General features: G+C 61.2%; 18 protein-coding genes and 1 riboswitch. Of the genes, 10 read left to right on the forward strand and 8 right to left on the reverse strand.

Annotated features, from left to right (window positions below; genetic code table 11):
• The first annotated feature begins 5 nt into the window (after positions 1-5).
• Positions 6-425, forward strand: a complete 420-nt coding sequence (locus A3714_RS00415) for a secondary thiamine-phosphate synthase enzyme YjbQ (protein WP_062815574.1) — start codon at positions 6-8, stop codon at positions 423-425.
• A gap of 203 nt (positions 426-628) precedes the next feature.
• Here the strand turns inward: A3714_RS00415 and A3714_RS00420 are convergent, their stop codons facing one another.
• The 6 genes from A3714_RS00420 to A3714_RS00445 all read right to left on the reverse strand — a co-directional run bounded on the left by A3714_RS00420 (position 629) and on the right by A3714_RS00445 (position 5,121).
• The gene (locus A3714_RS00420) at positions 629-1,339 is read right to left on the reverse strand and encodes a DUF2057 domain-containing protein (RefSeq protein WP_063509788.1); all 711 of its coding nucleotides are present in this window, start codon (positions 1,337-1,339) and stop codon (positions 629-631) included.
• A 71-nt stretch (positions 1,340-1,410) separates the two neighbouring features.
• Positions 1,411-1,749 carry a hypothetical protein gene (locus tag A3714_RS00425; protein WP_063509787.1) on the reverse strand — a complete coding sequence of 113 codons (339 nt, stop codon included), beginning with the start codon at positions 1,747-1,749 and terminating at the stop codon, positions 1,411-1,413.
• Positions 1,746-2,048 carry a BPTI/Kunitz domain-containing protein gene (locus A3714_RS00430; protein ID WP_063509786.1) on the reverse strand — a complete coding sequence of 101 codons (303 nt, stop codon included), beginning with the start codon at positions 2,046-2,048 and terminating at the stop codon, positions 1,746-1,748. Before A3714_RS00430 ends, A3714_RS00425 begins: the two co-directional genes overlap by 4 nt.
• Before the next feature lie 85 nt (positions 2,049-2,133).
• Positions 2,134-2,652: a mechanosensitive ion channel domain-containing protein gene (locus A3714_RS00435; protein ID WP_231866152.1), complete on the reverse strand. Its 519-nt coding sequence runs from the start codon at positions 2,650-2,652 to the stop codon at positions 2,134-2,136.
• A 22-nt stretch (positions 2,653-2,674) separates the two neighbouring features.
• Positions 2,675-3,316 carry an MBL fold metallo-hydrolase gene (locus A3714_RS00440; RefSeq protein WP_063509784.1) on the reverse strand — a complete coding sequence of 214 codons (642 nt, stop codon included), beginning with the start codon at positions 3,314-3,316 and terminating at the stop codon, positions 2,675-2,677.
• Between the two features lie 437 nt (positions 3,317-3,753).
• The gene (locus A3714_RS00445) at positions 3,754-5,121 is read right to left on the reverse strand and encodes a cytochrome P450 (RefSeq protein ID WP_231866153.1); all 1,368 of its coding nucleotides are present in this window, start codon (positions 5,119-5,121) and stop codon (positions 3,754-3,756) included.
• A gap of 157 nt (positions 5,122-5,278) precedes the next feature.
• Here A3714_RS00445 and moaB point away from each other — a divergent pair, with 157 nt between their 5' ends.
• The 4 genes from moaB (at position 5,279) to cobU (ending at position 8,329) form a co-directional block, all read left to right on the forward strand.
• Positions 5,279-5,791 carry a molybdenum cofactor biosynthesis protein B gene (gene moaB / locus A3714_RS00450; RefSeq protein ID WP_062815985.1) on the forward strand — a complete coding sequence of 171 codons (513 nt, stop codon included), beginning with the start codon at positions 5,279-5,281 and terminating at the stop codon, positions 5,789-5,791.
• A gap of 28 nt (positions 5,792-5,819) precedes the next feature.
• On the forward strand, positions 5,820-7,040 hold the full coding sequence (gene glp, locus A3714_RS00455) for a gephyrin-like molybdotransferase Glp (RefSeq protein ID WP_063509783.1): 1,221 nt from the start codon (positions 5,820-5,822) through the stop codon (positions 7,038-7,040).
• A gap of 192 nt (positions 7,041-7,232) precedes the next feature.
• On the forward strand, positions 7,233-7,811 hold the full coding sequence (locus A3714_RS00460; protein WP_063509782.1) for an alkylphosphonate utilization protein: 579 nt from the start codon (positions 7,233-7,235) through the stop codon (positions 7,809-7,811).
• A complete protein-coding gene (gene cobU / locus A3714_RS00465; RefSeq protein ID WP_063509781.1) occupies positions 7,811-8,329 on the forward strand; it encodes a bifunctional adenosylcobinamide kinase/adenosylcobinamide-phosphate guanylyltransferase in 519 nt (172 codons plus the stop codon). Before A3714_RS00460 ends, cobU begins: the two co-directional genes overlap by 1 nt.
• A gap of 195 nt (positions 8,330-8,524) precedes the next feature.
• Here the strand turns inward: cobU and A3714_RS00470 are convergent, their stop codons facing one another.
• Together A3714_RS00470 and cobT are read right to left on the reverse strand one after the other, a co-directional pair.
• Complete coding sequence (locus tag A3714_RS00470; RefSeq protein ID WP_062815583.1) at positions 8,525-9,121, reverse strand: histidine phosphatase family protein; 597 nt, start codon at positions 9,119-9,121, stop codon at positions 8,525-8,527.
• 139 nt (positions 9,122-9,260) lie between these two features.
• The gene (gene cobT, locus A3714_RS00475) at positions 9,261-10,313 is read right to left on the reverse strand and encodes a nicotinate-nucleotide--dimethylbenzimidazole phosphoribosyltransferase (protein WP_063509780.1); all 1,053 of its coding nucleotides are present in this window, start codon (positions 10,311-10,313) and stop codon (positions 9,261-9,263) included.
• 203 nt (positions 10,314-10,516) lie between these two features.
• Positions 10,517-10,756, forward strand: a riboswitch (cobalamin riboswitch).
• Positions 10,757-10,871: 115 nt separating this feature from the next.
• On the opposite strand from cobT, the gene A3714_RS00480 reads away from it, so the two are divergent.
• The 5 genes from A3714_RS00480 (at position 10,872) to cobO (ending at position 16,147) form a co-directional block, all read left to right on the forward strand.
• Positions 10,872-12,701: a TonB-dependent receptor domain-containing protein gene (locus tag A3714_RS00480; RefSeq protein ID WP_063509779.1), complete on the forward strand. Its 1,830-nt coding sequence runs from the start codon at positions 10,872-10,874 to the stop codon at positions 12,699-12,701.
• Positions 12,702-12,720: 19 nt separating this feature from the next.
• Complete coding sequence (locus A3714_RS00485; RefSeq protein WP_082844797.1) at positions 12,721-13,620, forward strand: cobalamin-binding protein; 900 nt, start codon at positions 12,721-12,723, stop codon at positions 13,618-13,620.
• Positions 13,621-13,645: 25 nt separating this feature from the next.
• The gene (locus A3714_RS00490; RefSeq protein WP_063509818.1) at positions 13,646-14,587 is read left to right on the forward strand and encodes an iron ABC transporter permease; all 942 of its coding nucleotides are present in this window, start codon (positions 13,646-13,648) and stop codon (positions 14,585-14,587) included.
• The gene (locus A3714_RS00495) at positions 14,587-15,351 is read left to right on the forward strand and encodes an ABC transporter ATP-binding protein (protein WP_063509778.1); all 765 of its coding nucleotides are present in this window, start codon (positions 14,587-14,589) and stop codon (positions 15,349-15,351) included. Before A3714_RS00490 ends, A3714_RS00495 begins: the two co-directional genes overlap by 1 nt.
• A 172-nt stretch (positions 15,352-15,523) precedes the next feature.
• Positions 15,524-16,147 carry a cob(I)yrinic acid a,c-diamide adenosyltransferase gene (gene cobO / locus A3714_RS00500; RefSeq protein ID WP_063509777.1) on the forward strand — a complete coding sequence of 208 codons (624 nt, stop codon included), beginning with the start codon at positions 15,524-15,526 and terminating at the stop codon, positions 16,145-16,147.
• Positions 16,148-16,207: the final 60 nt, after the last annotated feature.

The following is a 16,207-nucleotide window of genomic DNA, read 5'->3' on the forward strand; positions in this document are numbered from 1 at the left end:
CGAAGATGTGGTTTCAGAAAACGTTGACGCTGGCGGCACAACGCCGTGGTTGTCACCTGGTGACCCGTGAGGTGCTGCAAGGCTTGCCGGAGCTGGCAGAGGTGAAGGTGGGCTTGCTGCATCTTTTTATCCAGCACACCTCTGCCTCGCTGACCATCAACGAAAATGCCGACCCGGATGTGCGCGGCGATCTGGAGCGGCATCTGAATGTGATGGTGCCGGAAAACGCGCCTTATTATGAACATACCCTGGAAGGGCCGGACGATATGCCCGCCCATATCAAGAGCGTACTGATCGGCCCGTCATTGAGCCTGCCAATCAGTAATGGCCGATTGGCGCTGGGCACCTGGCAGGGAATTTATCTGTGCGAGCACCGGGACCATGGCGGGGCGAGACGGCTGGTAGCGACGATTCAGGGGGAGTGAATTTCTACACCTCGCCGTAGGAGCGTCGCTGGCGGCGCGATCCTAACCAGGATTGAAAGCATGTTCACCACAGAGGGCACAGAGAAACCCTTTTCTTGTCCTCGGTCTTTGCTCTCTGTGGTAAATCGATTTTTCAGACGTTGGGTTATCGCGTCGCGAGCGACGCTCCTACGGTAGTAGGCAGCGTCGAGTAATCGGTGGGGTTACTGCGAAATCCACTGCAAAAATTCCCGGCGCTCTTCCGGGGTGGCCTGCTTCCACTGGGCTTTCAGGGTATCCAGGTAGCTGGCGGCGGGGGCCGGGGCAGGGGCTGCCTGAGTGGCCGGAGCTGGAGCCGGAGCGCTGGTGGCAGGTGCCGGGGCGATCGCTTGTTGGGGTGCCACGCTTGCGGAGGCCGCAGTGCTCACCTCTTCGCCGGTGATGGGTGCCAGGAAACCGCGCTTGAGGATCAGGTTGGATTCCTGGGCGGCCACTTTTTCCCCGGTGGCGGTGTTCAGGGCCCAGCCGGTAAAGGTGTCTTCCAGGGCGCGGGCTTCCTCAACGTTGGCGGGTTTGTCGTAATCCAGCTGCCATTTCTCGCCGGCCTTGCCGTCGACGATAAAGTTGGCCGGGTTGGTTTTCACGATCTCATGGTTGTCCGCGTCCAGTTGCCACAGTTCCTTGTAGTAGGCGAGGATCTCGTAGCGGCCGGGGGCGAACTTCAGTTCCTTGAAGTCGGTGGCGAAAAAGGTGTTGGCGCCATCCACTTCCTTGCCGTTGATGGTGAACACTTCGATTTCGCTGGGCACGCGCACGGTCAGTACCTGGCTGTCAGGTTTGGCAGCACCGTCGTAGAGCTGGACCACGGGGCTGCGGGCGCAGGCGGACAGAATCAGGGTGCAGAGAATGAGGGGGATAAGGCGCAGGGACAGCATGATCTCTCCTAGGTAGGCGCGGGCCAGCCAGTCTGGCCGGCCATAATGACAGCTTTGTGACAGTGGCAAAATCAGAAGCCCCAGGTATCCACCCGGGCGGGTGCCACATTGCGATTCAGGGTGCTCAGGCCGCGGGCACAGCGCACGATCCACCAGATGGTGATGATCACCATCAACAGCCAACCGATAAAGGCCAGTGTGGTGATGCCGGCAATGATGCTGTAGAGCAGACCGATCCAGAAGGTGCGGTACTGGAAGCGGAAGTGCTCACGCAGGGGCGGCGGCGCATCCCCGGCGTGGAGGTGGGCGATGATGACCCCGGCAATGGCGGTCAGGCCGCCGGTGATCAGGCCTACCAGATGCAATACATAAACCGCCCGGGCCATGCCCAGAGACGATGTCTGACTCATTGCGGGTCTCCCTTGCTGCGATAGGTTCTCGCCGGGCTGGCAGGTTCGCTGTTGCCGGCATTACAGGTCTGCACGCAGGCATCCTGGGTTTCGAAGGGGACGCTGCCCTTGCAGCCACCCCAGGTAAAGCTCTTGCAGCTGTCGCTTTCCTGATCGTAGTAGTAGCGCTGGAAAGCCGCCCTGCACATGCCGGTTTCCGGCGGCTGGTAACAGGCATCCGGCAGCGTATTGTCGGCCTCGGTACCGCTCTGGCATCCGGCCAGCAGGGCGGTGACGATCAGGGGAAAGAGCAGTCGCATGGTGTCGTCCTTGTCGTTGATCTACACACGGCCTTGCCAATCCGGCAAGGCGTTCCAGACCGTCACTTTACTCTGTAGGGGTGTCCTAGTCAGCCCGGCAGTGTTTGTGATCCCGGGGTAGGGTGTCGCCGCGCAGACGAATCACGGTTTTCTGCAGCAGCAGGTTGTTGGGCAGGGTGTAACGGTGGCCCAGCTCATCCTGCACGGTGATGAAGATGAGCCCCATGTAACGGATCTGGCCGGTGACTGTGTTGTCGCCATCCAGCAGGCGGATGCGATCCCCCACCCGGTAGGGAGCACTGAAGAACAGGATGATGGCGGCGGTGGTGTTGCTGAGCATGGACCAGCTGGCAAACAGGGCCACGCCGAGCAGGGCCATCAGCGAGGTGGCGAACACCATCAGGCCGCTGCCGTTAAGCCCCCAGAGAATCCCGATGGTAAGCAGTGACAGCACCACGCAGGCACTGTTGATGACCACGGCGGTCTGGAAGATGCGGGCCCGACTGAAATCACGGCGGCGGCCCAGGCGTCGGGTGGCGCTGCGCAGCAACACGGACAGTAGCCAGGCCAACAGAATGACGGCAACCGTCAAACCCCATTTCATTGCGCTGGATTCCATGACTGCCTCAACCGTGCTTGCCGGAAACGAAAGGATTGTTGGCGCGCTCATGGCCGATGGTGGACATGGGGCCGTGGCCGGGGATGAAGGACACATCATCATCCAGGGTGAGCAGCTTGTCCTTGATGGCCTGGATCAGAGTGTCGAAATCGCCCTTGGGGAAATCCGTACGGCCGATGGAGCCGTTGAACAGCACATCGCCCACCACCACCAGTTTGCTGTCCGGCTGGTAGAACACCACATGGCCGGGGGTGTGGCCGGGGCAGTGGCGTACCTGGAATATCGTCTCGCCCACGGTGACCGTGTCACCGTCTTCCAGCCAGCGATTGGGGGTGAACGGCCGTGAGGGCTGAAAGCCCATCATCTGCGCCTGCTGGGGCAGCATGTCGATCCAGAACTGGTCGTCCCGGTGCGGCCCTTCGATGGGCAGATCCAGTTTGCCTGCCAGCTCGGCCACGGCACCGATGTGATCCAGATGCGCATGGGTGACAAGGATTTTTTCCGGCGTGCCGCCCACCTGTTGCAGCGCTTCCAGAATCTTGTCCAGATCCCCACCGGGATCGACGATGGCCACCTTGTCGGTGGTTTCGCACTTGAGGAAGGAGCAGTTTTGCTGGAACGGAGTCACCGGCAGGATGGCGTACTTCATGGCTGTCTATCGGGCTGAGAATGTGCGTGCAGTATAGCCGCAAACCGGAACCGGATTCATGTCTGAAAGGGAATGCTACGAGCGACGCTTGTGGGATAAGGCAAGGCCAAAAGTTCCCTCAAGCTCTGGGATATCTACGAAGCTGCTTGTAGGAGCTATGCTTGCATGGCGAATCGCGCTTGCGCGGCGGAAATCGACCGAAGGGCGATCAGGAATGTCAGCGCTCGACAGGTCTACCCAAATCTACCAACCTGATGCACCCCCAACCCTATTCGCATGTCGCAGATCCCCTTGGGGCGAGCATGGCTCCAACGGGGTGAGGGTGAGCGGCTGGCATGGAAGGAATCGCGCCGCCAGCGACGCTCCTACGGAAAGATTGGGGCAGGGCGCCGGCCGCCAGGCTCGGCCCATCCCGCGTTGCAGCTTGTAGCTTCCTTTTACCGTTTCTCCAACACCACCGGCAAACCATCCTTGGGCATGATCAGCGGCACCTGCTGGACCGGCATCTCGTAACCCGGTTTCAGGGACACCTTGTAGCGCTGCAGGAAGTGGAACAGGAAGGTCTTGGTCTGCAGCTCGGCAAAGTTCAGGCCCAGGCACTTGTGGTGGCCGCCGCCGAAGGGGACCCACTGATAGAAATGTTTTTTATGTTCGGCGCGCTCGTCACTGAAGCGTTCCGGGTCGAAGGTGTGCGGATTGCTCCAGTACTCCTCCATGTAATGGGTGAACAGGGGGGAGATGCTGACCAGCGTGTTGCGCGGCAGGGTGTAGCCCTGGAACGTCACGTCTTTCACGGTACGGCGCGGGAAGGTGGTGAGCGGCGGGCGCATGCGCAGGGTCTCGCGGAACACCCAGCCGGTTTTTTCCAGCTTGCCCAGTTCGTCGTAGTCCAGGCTGTCCTTGTTCATGCTGGCCATTTCTTCAGCCAGCTGGTCCTGCCAGTAGGGGTGTTTTGCCAGCAAATAAATGATGGAGCACAGGGTGCTGGTGGTGGTGTCGTGGGCGGCGAACAGCAGGAAGATCATGTGGTTCATCACGTCCTGATCGCTCAAGCCACCTTCCTCGTCGGCGGCCTTGCACAGTTCACTGAAGAAATCCGGGGTGTCGCTGGCCCGCTTCTGCGGGATCAGTCCGGTGACGAATTTTTCCAGGTAGCGGCGTCCTGTCATGCCCCGGTACCACAGGGTGCCGGGGATGGGCAGACGCACCACCGCCAGGGACGCATCCGCGGCATCGATAAAGGATTGGTTGACCTTGTCGGATTCCGGGCCCATGTCCAGGCCGAAGAAAATCTGTGCGCCCACGTCCAGCAGCAGTGCCTTGATGTGATCAAAGAAGCTCAGGGTGTCGCCGGTCTGCCAGGGCTGGATCTGACTGCTGATGTGGGCGTTCATGCGGTCCAGGTAGCTGGCCAGGGCCGGCTTCTTGAAGGCCTGCTGCATGATGCGGCGATGGAACTTGTGGTCGGCGAAGTCACGCAACATCAGCCCGTCGGTGAACAGCTTTTCCAGGAAGGGGTTCCAGGCCGCGCGGCTGGAAAACACGTGCTCCGGATCCTTGAAGACAAACTCATTGGCTTCCGGGCCCAGCAGGGTCACGCCGCGTTGAAACAGTATCGAGCCCTTGGACACCAGGCCGTATTTTTCCGCACGCTGGGTCACCAGCTTGTGGTAGTCCTTGAGGAAGAGAATGGTATCGCCGAGTAAGGGCGTACCGTAATCTCCCGGGATATTGTCCAGTTTGCGTTGTGGCAGGCGCGGCAGGCGGGCGGCATCCTGCTGGGCGGTTTCCATGCTGCTGCTCATTGTCAGCTCTCCCGATAAACACTTTGTATAGCGTCAATGTACTGTGAGCATACTGTGGCGAACAGGGGGCTGTTGGCAGCGGTCAATGCGGGATGTGCTGTCCAGCCACCGTGGCATGGCTCGTGCTAGCATTGGCGCCATCAGCAAGGAGAAATCTATGTCCAAGCCCGCGGCAGCCTTCGAGCCCCTGGCCCTGGCGGTATTGACCGTCAGCGATACCCGTACCCCCGAAAACGATACCTCCGGGGACCTGTTGGTCCACCGTCTCGAGGAGGCCGGCCATCACTTGCAGGCCCGACAGATCGTCAAGGATGACATCTACCAGTTACGCAAGGTGGTGTCCGAGTGGATTGCCGATGAACGTATTCAGGGCATTATTACCACCGGCGGCACCGGCTTTTCCGGACGGGACTCCACCCCGGAAGCTCTGGGGGTGCTGTTCGACAAGCACATCGAAGGCTTTGGTGAATTGTTTCGCCAGGTCAGTGTGGCGGATATCGGCTCGTCCACCATCCAGTCCCGTTGCCTGGCCGGGTTGGCCAATCGCACGGTGATCTTCTGTCTGCCGGGTTCCAACAATGCCTGTGCCACGGGCTGGGACCGAATCATTCGCGACCAGCTGGATGCCCGCCATCGGCCCTGCAATTTTGTCGCCCAGATTCGCCGGTGAGGATGACAATGACAGAGGGAGAAGGTCGATGAGTTTGATGCCGGTGGAGGAGGCCCTGGCCCGATTGCTGGACAGCGCTTCGCCCTTTGCCCGGGTGCAGGAGATCGCACTCGGTGATGCCCGTGGCCAGTACCTGGCCCAGGACGTGGTGTCCCGCGTGGATGTGCCCGCCTTCGATAATGCCGCCGTGGACGGCGTGGCCCTGCGCTATGCGGACCTGGACGAACCGGGCCTGACCCTGCCCATGCCGCTTCGCATCGCCGCCGGTGATCCGCCGGGCACCCTGATGCCGGGACAGGTGGCACGCATCTTTACCGGTGCGCCGGTACCCACCGGGGCGGATACGGTGTTGATGCAGGAAGACTGCGAAATCGCTGATGGGCGCGTGCGTCTGCCGGCCCGGGCTTCGGTCAGCGAAGGGCAGAATATTCGCCCGGCGGGTCAGGATGCCCGGCGGGATGAGAGGGTGATGCATGCCGGCCAGCGCCTGACTCCCCAGGCTGTGGGGCTGATCGCCTCGGTGGGGGTGTCCCGGGTGCGGGTGTATGCCCCCCGGATATTGGTGCTGACCAGCGGCGATGAATTACAGGCGCCGGACGAAGCACCATTGCCTGGAAAAATTTATGACAGCAATGGTCCTCAACTGACCCAGTTGCTGATACAGAGTGGCTTTGCCGAGGTGCAGCGCGAACATCTGCCCGACGACCCGGCCATTATCCGTAATACCCTCACCCGCGCGCTGACGGATCCGCAGCAGCGCCCGGATGTGATCATCTCCACGGGTGGGGTATCCGTGGGGGAAGAAGATCATCTGCGTGCGGTGCTGGAACAGCAGGGGCAACTGGATTTCTGGCGGCTGGCGATCAAGCCGGGTAAACCGTTCACCTGCGGCAGCGTGGACGGCATTCCGTTTTTTGGCCTGCCCGGCAATCCGTCGGCCGTACTGGTTTGCTATCTGATGCTGGTGTTGCCCGCCCTGCGACGCCGTTGTGGTGCCGAAACGGTGTTGCCGGAACCGTTCCGTCTGCCCGTGGATTTTTCAGTCAACAAAGCAGGCAAGCGACAGGAATATTTACGGGTGCGGTGTGTGCAGAAGAACGGCAATCCGATGCTGGAAAAACATCCCAATCAGAGTTCCGGCATGTTGAGTTCTGCGGTGTGGGCGGATGGATTGGCGGTGGTGCCGGTGGGGGAAACCGTCTCCCAAGGCAGTGTGCTCGCCTACTGGCCGTTCGCGATGCTTTTGTAATGCGACGCCCGCGAACGCCAATAAAAACTTCCTCGCTGATTCACGATGAGCGACAACAAACTGCCGTTGGAGCCTTGCTCGCAAGGCGAAGCGATTCAATTGACGTGAGTGTGTTCTGAAGTCTTCGCTTTGCGAGCAAAGCTCCCACGCCGTCCCGCGTGTATACTGCCGCCCCCGTAAAGGAGAAAGGCAATGACCCTGGAATCCACCCTGCTGGCGCGAGCCGATTCGACCTGTGAACTGTGCGGTGCCGGTGAGGCGCTGGCGGTGTATGCGGTGCCTCCGGAAGGGGATGGCACGGCAGCCCAGAGTGCCTTGTTGTGCGAAACCTGCAGCTTTCAGATCGACCATCCCGGCAATGAAGATATCAATCACTGGCGTTGCCTGAACGACAGCATGTGGAGTCAGGAGCCGGCGGTGCAGGTGCTGGCCTGGCGGATGCTGACCCGGCTGCGGGCGGAAGGTTGGCCCCAGGATTTGCTGGACATGCTCTATCTGGATGACGAGACGCTGGCCTGGGCCCAGTCCACCGGGGAAGGGCAGAGCGAGGAAGACAAGGTCGAGCACCGCGACAGTAATGGTGCGGTACTGGAAGCCGGTGACAGCGTCACCCTTATCAAGGATCTCAATGTGAAGGGCGCCAACTTCACCGCCAAGCGCGGTACTCCGGTGCGGAATATTTCGCTGGTGCAGGACAACCCGGAACAGATCGAAGGTCGTGTGGAAGGTCAGCGCATCGTTATCCTCACCCAGTTTGTGAAAAAGAATTGATGGCACATTCCCTGATCCTCGGCGGTATCCGCTCCGGCAAGAGTTCCCTGGCGGAACGGTTGGTGTCGGAGCAATCTGACCCGGTGGTGTATGTGGCCACGGCCACCGCCGGGGATGGCGAAATGAGCGAGCGCATCCGTCGGCATCAGCGTCGCCGTCCTGCCAGCTGGGGGCTGGTGGAAGAACCGGTGGAATTGGGCAGCCTCCTGAACCGCCAGGCCACCTTGTCACCACCGCCCTGTGTATTGATTGATTGCATGAGCCTGTGGGTAAGTAATCTGCTGCATGCCGGCGATGCCCTGTTTGTGCGGGAAAAGGAAAGTTTCCTGACGGCCTTGGCCGGTTATCCGGGCTCGGTGGTGATCGTCAGCAATGAAGTCGGGCTCGGTACGATCGGCATGGACCCGCTCACCCGCCGCTTTGCCGATGAACTGGGCTGGTTGAATCAGGCACTGGCAAAACGCTGTGATCGGGTGGTGATGTCGGTGGCGGGGATTGCGCTGACGTTGAAGGGGTAGGCCTGGCCGTAGGAGCGTCGCTGGCGGCGCGATTCCGACCCTCTTTTAAAGATCGATTTACCACAGAGGACACAGAGATCACTGAGGAAAAGAATATTTTTTCTCTGTGTGCTCGGTGTCCTCTGTGGTGAAAATGTTTTTATCGAAGGTTGGTAATCGCGCCGCGAGCGACGCTCCTACGGTGGAGCTCGCTATCTACCCGTGCCTCACCAGACACCGCAAGATGCCGTGCTCGGTGTCATCAATGCGCACCTGGGAGCGGCAGGCGAAGGGGACCTGGAATCCTGCCATGGCCTGGCTCGGCCTCATGCCCAGGACATGACTCAATACCATGCGGATCACGCCGCCGTGGCAGACCAGTAATACCCGCTGCCCTTTCATGGCCTGTTGCCACAATGCCCAGGCATCGCCGATGCGCTGGTGAAACGCCTGGATGGTTTCGCCATTCACCGGGGGATGATTTTCCGCATCGCGCCAGAAGTTGGTCTGGTGATCGCCGTATTCCGTTGCCACCTGCTCCCGGGTTTTTCCTTCCCAGTCACCGAAGCTGATTTCCTTGAAATCGTGGGCCACGGTGAAGGGTATATGTTGCTGTGCTGACAATTCGGCGGCGAATTCCCGGCAGCGCAGTAACGGGGAGGTGAGGATGTGATCCCATTGATCGTCCGTCTGGATGGCATCGCGCATTTGTTGCCAGCCCAGCTCGCTGAGCGGATCGTCCTTGTGGCCGCGATACATGTGACCGCCGGCGGGTTCGCCGTGGCGAATCAGATCAAACAGGGTGGTGGTCATAGTTATCCTTGTTACCAAACTTGGCGACTGACTGTTTGCTCTTTTGTCGCTGGGTTCAGTAGCGAGTTACGAGATGCGAGTTTCGAAAGACAAAACCTGTTTGGGTTTTCGCAACTCGCATCTCGCGACTCGTTACTGTCTATTGCGAGCTGGCCACGCCGGCATTGGCAAAGGTGGCCATGTCGTTATGCAGGGCGCAGGCGCTGCGAATCACCGGCACGGCCACCGCCGCGCCGCTGCCTTCGCCCAGCCGCATGGACAAATTGAGGATCGGCTCCGCGTCCAGCGCGTCAAGCAGTCTGGTATGGCCCGGCTCCCGGGAGTGGTGGGCGAACAATAACCACTCCCGTAATGCCGGTCGCAGCCGCACGGCGGCCAGGGCGGCCACGGTAACAATAAAGCCATCCACCAGCACGGGAATGCCACGGACGGCACAGCCGATCATGGCTCCGGCCAGCGCCGCTATTTCAAATCCGCCTAACGACTCGAGAACCGCCAGCGGTTCCCGGTTGTTGCCGTGACGGGCCAGGGCCCGCTCGATCACGGTGATCTTGTGGCTGACGCCCTCCGCATCCAGGCCGGTACCGGGCCCGGCCAGGGCTGCCGCCGGTTCGGCCAGCAGGGCACAGGCCACGGCGCTGGCGCTGGTAGTGTTACCGATGCCCATTTCGCCACCGATAAACAGCTGGGCCTGCTGGTCTGCGGCGCGCTGGGCGGCACGGTCGCCGGCGGCCAGGGCCTGTTCCAGCTGCATCGTCGACATGGCTGACTGGCGGGCCAGATTGGCGGTGCCGGCGGCGATGCTGTCATCAATCACGCCATCGCTGACAGGGGGCGGCGTGGCGGTGCCCAGATTGATCACTTCCAGTGTCGCGCCCAGGTGCCGGGCCATAACACTGATGGCAGCCCCGCCGGCCACGAAGTTGGCAATCATCTGACCGGTGACCGCCTGGGGAAAGGCGGAGATGCCCTCGGCACAGATGCCGTGATCGGCGGCAAAGACGGCGATGCTGATACGGTCGGCGGCGGGGGTGTCGGTGTGTTGCAGTGCTGCCAGGGTGATGGCCAATGTTTCCAGGCGACCCAGTGAGCCGGCGGGTTTGGTGAGCTGCGCCTGGCGGGCCAGGGCGGTTTCACGGTGTTGCTGACTGGGCGAGGGAATCGCTTTTTGCCAATGGGCAGAGTGGGTCACGGAACACTCCCGAAAAGGCCAGGGGCCGGAAAGCGGCAAATCCTCTGCCCCTGGTCCAGCGCTGTCAAGTAAGGGCCTTGCCGTCTTGCGGTTGGCGCCTTGCTCGCAAGACGCCAACGGAGGGGAGTATTAGCAGATCACAACGGGCCCTGAATTTTCCTCAAGCAGGGCATATCCATTTGCTTATTGCTGCCGCCGTTGGTAATTTCGCGCCACCTTCCGGTGCCCGCCTGTTCACACACAGCCGGGTTGAACGGGAAGTCGGTGCGCTTTGCTGCCCCAGCAATGCCAGTCCGACGCTGCCCCCGCAACGGTGATTGAGTAAAACGCGTTTCGTAGTGCCACTGTGCCAAAGCCCGAGAGGGTGCATGGGAAGGCGAACGCGCCGAGGGATTCCCCCTCGCTCATCAGCCCGGAGACCGGCCAGAAGGTGAAACTTGGCGTCGCGGTGGGCGATGGCGGGGTGTCACGGTACTGTCCGGTGCCGGTTATCCCTGTTGTGTCTCCGCGGCTGAATCCAGGCCGTGCGGGTGGGCACGGCAACAGGGGATCTCCTTCATGTCTTTGCGTTTACTGGTGGCACCTGCCGCCCTGTCCTTGTCTGTCTTGCCGTCGGCGGTGCAGGCGAATACGGCCTCATCACAACAGATCGCCATGCTGAATCCGGTGGTGGTCACCCCCGTGTTGGTCAGCCGTACTACCGAGGCGTCACTGTCTTCGGTCACGGTGATTGATGAGCAGCAACTCCGCGACCAGCAACCGGTGGACATGGCCGATATTCTTCGTGGCCAGCCCGGTGTGGATACCACCGGTAATGGCTCCTTCGGCAAGAGTGTCAGTGTCTTCATGCGGGGCACGTCCAGTAATGCGACCCTGCTGTTGGTGGACGGGGTGCGCTTGCGGTCCGCCACTGTCGGCAGTCCGGCCTGGCAATATCTGCCGCCGGCCATGCTGGAGCGGGTCGAGGTGGTTCGTGGGCCGCGGGGCTCCCTGTACGGTGCCGATGCGGTGGGCGGCGTGGTGCAGCTCTTTACCCGCGATGACGGTAGCTGGCTGGATTTCGGCGCCGGCAGTTTTGGCACCATGAATGCGGGTGCCGGGGTGTCCGGCGAACAGGGCGGTACCCGTTATACCCTGGGCATCAATCGCTTCCGCACCAATGGCATCGAGCTGCGCGAAAACAGCGAGGAGCGCGGCTACGACAACACTGCCGGCATTGCCAAAATCAGCCATCGCTTTGGCGATCGTGGTGAAATCGGGGTGTTCGGTTTTCATACCCAGGGGAATACCGAATTCGAAGGCAGCACCCCGGCGGACGACAGAAATATCGACTACGCACTGGAAGTGGCTGGCCTGAAAGGCGAGGTGATGCTCACCGATGGCTGGCAGACCAAGGTGCTGATCAGCCAGGCCAAGGACGAAAGCGAAGACTTTGCCAATGACGTCAGCAATGGTGTCTTCGATACCCGCACCCGTACCGTCAATTGGCAGAATGTGTTTGCGGCCGGGGCCCATCAGTTTGTGCTGGGTGGCGAATACCTGCGTGACGAGATCACCAGCAGCAATGAGTATGACGTGACCGACCGGGACAACAAGGCGGCGTTTGGCCAGGCGCTGTTGCACTTCGGCCCGCTGGATGTGCAGGGCAGCCTGCGGCACGACGACAACGATGCCTACGGCAGCAAAGTGACCGGGGCTGCGGCACTGGGCTACAAGCTGGACAATGCGCATCGGGTGCGGCTCAGTTACGGCACGGCGTTCAAGGCGCCCACCTTCAACGATCTGTATTTCCCGGATTCGCCGCCGTTCTTTTTCAGCAACCCGAATCTAAAGCCGGAGTCCTCGGAAACCGGTGAGCTGGGTGTGCGGGGCCAGTATGAACACTGGTTCTGGGATGCGGCAGTGTACCGTACCAACATTGATGATCTGATTGTTTATGACGGCAGCAGAGGCTCCTCGTTCAATGTGAACAAGGCCCGTATCGAAGGCGCGGAACTGGCCCTGGGGATGGACTGGCAACAGTGGCAGGTACGGGTGGCGTTCTCTGCCCTGAAGCCGGAAGACCGGGATACCGATACCGTCATTCCCCGTCGTGCCCAGCGGTTGGGTCGGGTGGATGTGGATCGACGCATCGGCACCGTGACCCTGGGGGGCACTGCCAGTTTCCAGGGGCATCGCTACAACGATGCCGCCAACACCCAGCGTCTGTCCGGATTCGGTCTGCTGGACCTGCGTGCCGGCTGGCGGTTCGCGCCGAACTGGTCCACCCGCCTGACGCTGAAAAACGTGCTCGATAAAGAGTATGCCACTGCCAGGAACTTCAGCGGCTGGAACTATCTGAACGCCGGGCGTTCCGTAATGGTAAGCCTGCGCTACGATGTGCAGTAACTGAAACCCGGAGTCCGCCATGCCCCCAGCCCGTCTGTTATGCCGTTGTCTTCCCCTGTTGGCCGTCATGCTGTGGCTGGGGAGCGGGCTGGCCCGGGCACAGGTCTGTGTCACCGATGATACGGATCGGCAGGTCTGCCTGGACCAGCCGGCCACTCGCGTTATTGCCCTGTCTCCCGGTGCCACCGAACTGGTGTTCGCCGCCGGTGCCGGTGAACAACTGGTCGGGGCGGTGAGTTTCAGTGACTATCCGCCGGCGGCAAAAAAACTGCCGCGGGTGGGCAGCTACAATCGGCTGGACCTGGAGGCGATACTGGCTCTGAAGCCGGATCTGATCGTTGCCTGGCAGAGTGGTAACCCCATGGAGCAGGTGGAGCGCCTGCAGACCATGGGCGTGCCGGTGTACCACAGCGAGCCGCGTCGCTTTGACGATATCAGCACCACCCTGGAACGCCTGGCCGTGCTGGCCGGGACCGAAGCGGTGGGGCAGGGGGCGGCAGATTCCCTGCGCAGTGGTATGGATTCCCTGCGCCAACGCTATGCGGAGGCGGCACCGGTGACAGTGTTCTACCAGGTCTGGGAAGAGCCCCTGATGACCGTGAATAACGCGCACCTGATCAGCGAGGCGATTGAGATTTGCGGTGGCGTCAATGTGTTCGGTGAGCTGGCCGCGTTGGCACCCAAAATCAGCCGTGAGGCGGTACTGGCCAAGGACCCGGAAGTGATCATCGCCGGAGGCATGGGCGAGGACGATCCGTCCTGGCTGGAGCCCTGGAAGCAGTTTGCTTCCTTGCGTGCGGTGCAGTCCGGCAACCTGTTCTTTGTGGCTCCGTCCACCCTGCAGCGGCCCACCCCACAGATGCTGGCGGGCACCCGTACCCTGTGCAGCCATCTCGACACCGTGCGCGCCCGTGATTAGTCGCCGGGCCATCTCTTCCCTGCTGATGCTGGCGGCACTGGGTGCGCTGTCACTACTGTTGGCGGTGACCGTTGGCAGTGTGTCCATGAGCCTCTCGGAGTTGTCGATGGCGGTGGCCGGTCGGGGAGATCCGCTGTTCGGTGAATTGGTGTTTTCCCTGCGCTTGCCCCGTGCCCTGGCGGCCTTTGCCACCGGTGGTTTGCTGGCCCTGGCCGGCGCCCTGATGCAGGTGTTGTTGCGTAACCCGCTGGCGGATCCTTACGTGCTCGGTATTTCCGGTGGTGCGGCGGTGGGGGCGCTTGCGTCCATGTTGTTGGGGCTGGGCACCGCCATGGTGTCCGGCTCCGCCTTTGCCGGTGCACTGCTTTCCACCCTGCTGGTGTTCGGTCTGGCCCAGGGACGAGGCAGCTGGACGCCGACGCGCCTGTTGCTCACCGGTGTGGTGATCGCGGCCGGCTGGGGGGCAGTGATTACCTTCATGTTGTCGCTGAGTCCCGCGGACCGTTTGCCCGGTATGCTCTACTGGCTGATGGGCGATCTGAGTTATGCCCGCTCGCCGTGGCTGGCCTGGCTGGTGTTGATCCCGGTGCTGATCGTGACCCTGCCGCTGGGGCGCAGCCTCAATGTGTTGGCCCGGGGGCCATTGCAGGCCGCGGCCCTGGGGGTGGCGGTGAAGCCACTGGCCTGGCTGGTCTATGGGTTGGCCAGTCTGCTCACGGCGGTAGCCGTGACCACGGCCGGTAGTGTGGGTTTTGTTGGCCTGATAGTGCCGCACATGCTGCGACTGGTGCTGGGCAATGATCAGCGCCTGATTCTGCCGGCCAGTGTCATGGCGGGTGGTGCCTTGCTCACCATCGCCGATACCCTGGCGCGGACCATGATGGCCCCGGAGCAGTTGCCGGTGGGGGTGATTACGGCGTTGCTCGGGGTGCCCACTTTTCTGTTTCTGTTGTACCGGAGTCGGTGATGGCGATCCTCGAAGCCAGCAATCTGGTGGTGGATATTCCCGGCCGTGCGGCAGGGCAGCCATTTTCCGCGCGGATTTTGCCGGGACAGCGTTGGGGGGTGTTGGGCCCCAATGGTGCGGGCAAGTCCACCCTGCTGCATACCCTGGCCGGATTAAGGCCGCCACGCAGTGGTCAGGTGTCGCTGGACGGTGACTGTCTGACTCAACTGCGCCGTCGGCAACTGGCGCAAAAACTGGCGGTGGTCTTTCAGGAACGTCAGGACAGTTTTCCGGCCACGGTTCGGGAAACGGTGCTGATTGGCCGTCACCCTTTTCTGTCGCCCTGGCAGCGGGAAACCGCCAGGGATCTGCGTCTGGCCAATCAGGCCATGGAGGCCCTGTCGCTGGGGTTGCTCGGTGATCGGCTGGTCAGCACCCTCTCCGGCGGGGAGCGCCAGCGGGTGGCCATTGCCACGGCACTGACCCAGCAGCCGGCCATCTGGCTGGCGGATGAGCCCACAAATCATCTGGATCTGCATCATCAGGTGGCGGTGATGGAGCTGCTGCATCGCCAGGCGGAAGAGGGCGCGGCGGTATTCATGTGTCTGCATGATCTCAACCTGGCCGCCCGTTGGTGTGATCACCTGTTGCTGCTCTATCCCGATGGCGAGCTGTGCTTCGGCCCTGCCGAGACCATGCTGGTGCCGGCAGCCCTGGAGCGGTTGTACGACCAGAAACTCAGTGTGGGGAACATCAATGGTGTGCCGGTTTTTGTGCCGGCATGAAAACGGTTAATGGGCCGTAGGAGCTATGCTTGCATGGCGAACCGGCTTGCTCAGATCGCCCGTCAGTTCGCCATGCAAGCATAGTTCCTACGGAGTGAACCACCAGAAATCATGTTTATTGTATTGCCGGGTTAATAGCGGCAGTCAAAAGCGTTGAGAAAAGAACCAAAAAATGGAAAACAGTATAAAACCCGATCCGAAAAGTCCTGAGCGCCATGCCTGGCGGATGGAAAAGAAACAGCAAATCATGCGTGAGCGGATTGCCAATGCGGACAAGGATCAGGGCATCCTGCTGGTGCTCACCGGACCCGGCAAAGGCAAGAGCAGTTCCGGGTTCGGCATGCTGGCCCGGGCCCTGGGGCATGGCATGAAGGTGGGCGTGGTGCAGTTTATCAAGGGCGCATTCAGTACCGGTGAAGAAGCCTTTTTTCGCGATCTGCCCAATGTGGATTACCACGTCATGGGCGAGGGTTATACCTGGGATACCCAGGACCGGGAAAAGGATGTGGCTGCTGCCAGTGCCGCCTGGGATATCGCACAAAAAATGCTGCAGGACGACAGCTACCACATGGTGTTGCTGGATGAGCTGAACATTGCGTTGCGTTATGAGTATCTGGACCTGGATACCGTGCTCGACGATCTGCAACAGCGCCCGGCCATGCAACATGCCATCGTCACTGGTCGCTATGCGCCGAAGGAACTGATCGAGCTGGCCGACACCGTCACCGAAATGAAAGTGGTAAAGCATGCCTTCAAGGATCTGGGGGTGCGGGCGCAGAAGGGCGTGGAGCTCTAGTTAATAGTTAACAGTGAATAGTTAATAGCGAAAACAAGTGATGGCGGGTCGTTCGTCGAT

The organism is Alcanivorax sp. HI0007 (genome assembly GCF_001635525.1).
Taxonomy (GTDB): domain Bacteria; phylum Pseudomonadota; class Gammaproteobacteria; order Pseudomonadales; family Alcanivoracaceae; genus Alcanivorax.

Excerpts from the sequence above, each read along its gene's own strand:
- A3714_RS00470 (WP_062815583.1), bottom strand. The coding sequence starts at position 9,121 with ATGACCACCACCCTGTTTGATCTGATTCGCCACGGCGAACCCGCCGGC.
- A3714_RS00435 (WP_231866152.1), bottom strand. The coding sequence starts at position 2,652 with ATGAAATGGGGTTTGACGGTTGCCGTCATTCTGTTGGCCTGGCTACTG.
- A3714_RS00495 (WP_063509778.1), top strand. The coding sequence starts at position 14,587 with ATGGCGATCCTCGAAGCCAGCAATCTGGTGGTGGATATTCCCGGCCGT.
- cobU (WP_063509781.1), top strand. The coding sequence starts at position 7,811 with ATGGCACATTCCCTGATCCTCGGCGGTATCCGCTCCGGCAAGAGTTCC.
- A3714_RS00420 (WP_063509788.1), bottom strand. The coding sequence starts at position 1,339 with ATGCTGTCCCTGCGCCTTATCCCCCTCATTCTCTGCACCCTGATTCTG.
- moaB (WP_062815985.1), top strand. The coding sequence starts at position 5,279 with ATGTCCAAGCCCGCGGCAGCCTTCGAGCCCCTGGCCCTGGCGGTATTG.
- glp (WP_063509783.1), top strand. The coding sequence starts at position 5,820 with ATGAGTTTGATGCCGGTGGAGGAGGCCCTGGCCCGATTGCTGGACAGC.
- cobO (WP_063509777.1), top strand. The coding sequence starts at position 15,524 with ATGGAAAACAGTATAAAACCCGATCCGAAAAGTCCTGAGCGCCATGCC.
- A3714_RS00425 (WP_063509787.1), bottom strand. The coding sequence starts at position 1,749 with ATGAGTCAGACATCGTCTCTGGGCATGGCCCGGGCGGTTTATGTATTG.
- A3714_RS00430 (WP_063509786.1), bottom strand. The coding sequence starts at position 2,048 with ATGCGACTGCTCTTTCCCCTGATCGTCACCGCCCTGCTGGCCGGATGC.
- A3714_RS00490 (WP_063509818.1), top strand. The coding sequence starts at position 13,646 with ATGCTGGCGGCACTGGGTGCGCTGTCACTACTGTTGGCGGTGACCGTT.
- A3714_RS00440 (WP_063509784.1), bottom strand. The coding sequence starts at position 3,316 with ATGAAGTACGCCATCCTGCCGGTGACTCCGTTCCAGCAAAACTGCTCC.
- A3714_RS00445 (WP_231866153.1), bottom strand. The coding sequence starts at position 5,121 with ATGAGCAGCAGCATGGAAACCGCCCAGCAGGATGCCGCCCGCCTGCCG.
- A3714_RS00480 (WP_063509779.1), top strand. The coding sequence starts at position 10,872 with ATGTCTTTGCGTTTACTGGTGGCACCTGCCGCCCTGTCCTTGTCTGTC.
- A3714_RS00415 (WP_062815574.1), top strand. The coding sequence starts at position 6 with ATGTGGTTTCAGAAAACGTTGACGCTGGCGGCACAACGCCGTGGTTGT.
- A3714_RS00460 (WP_063509782.1), top strand. The coding sequence starts at position 7,233 with ATGACCCTGGAATCCACCCTGCTGGCGCGAGCCGATTCGACCTGTGAA.
- A3714_RS00485 (WP_082844797.1), top strand. The coding sequence starts at position 12,721 with ATGCCCCCAGCCCGTCTGTTATGCCGTTGTCTTCCCCTGTTGGCCGTC.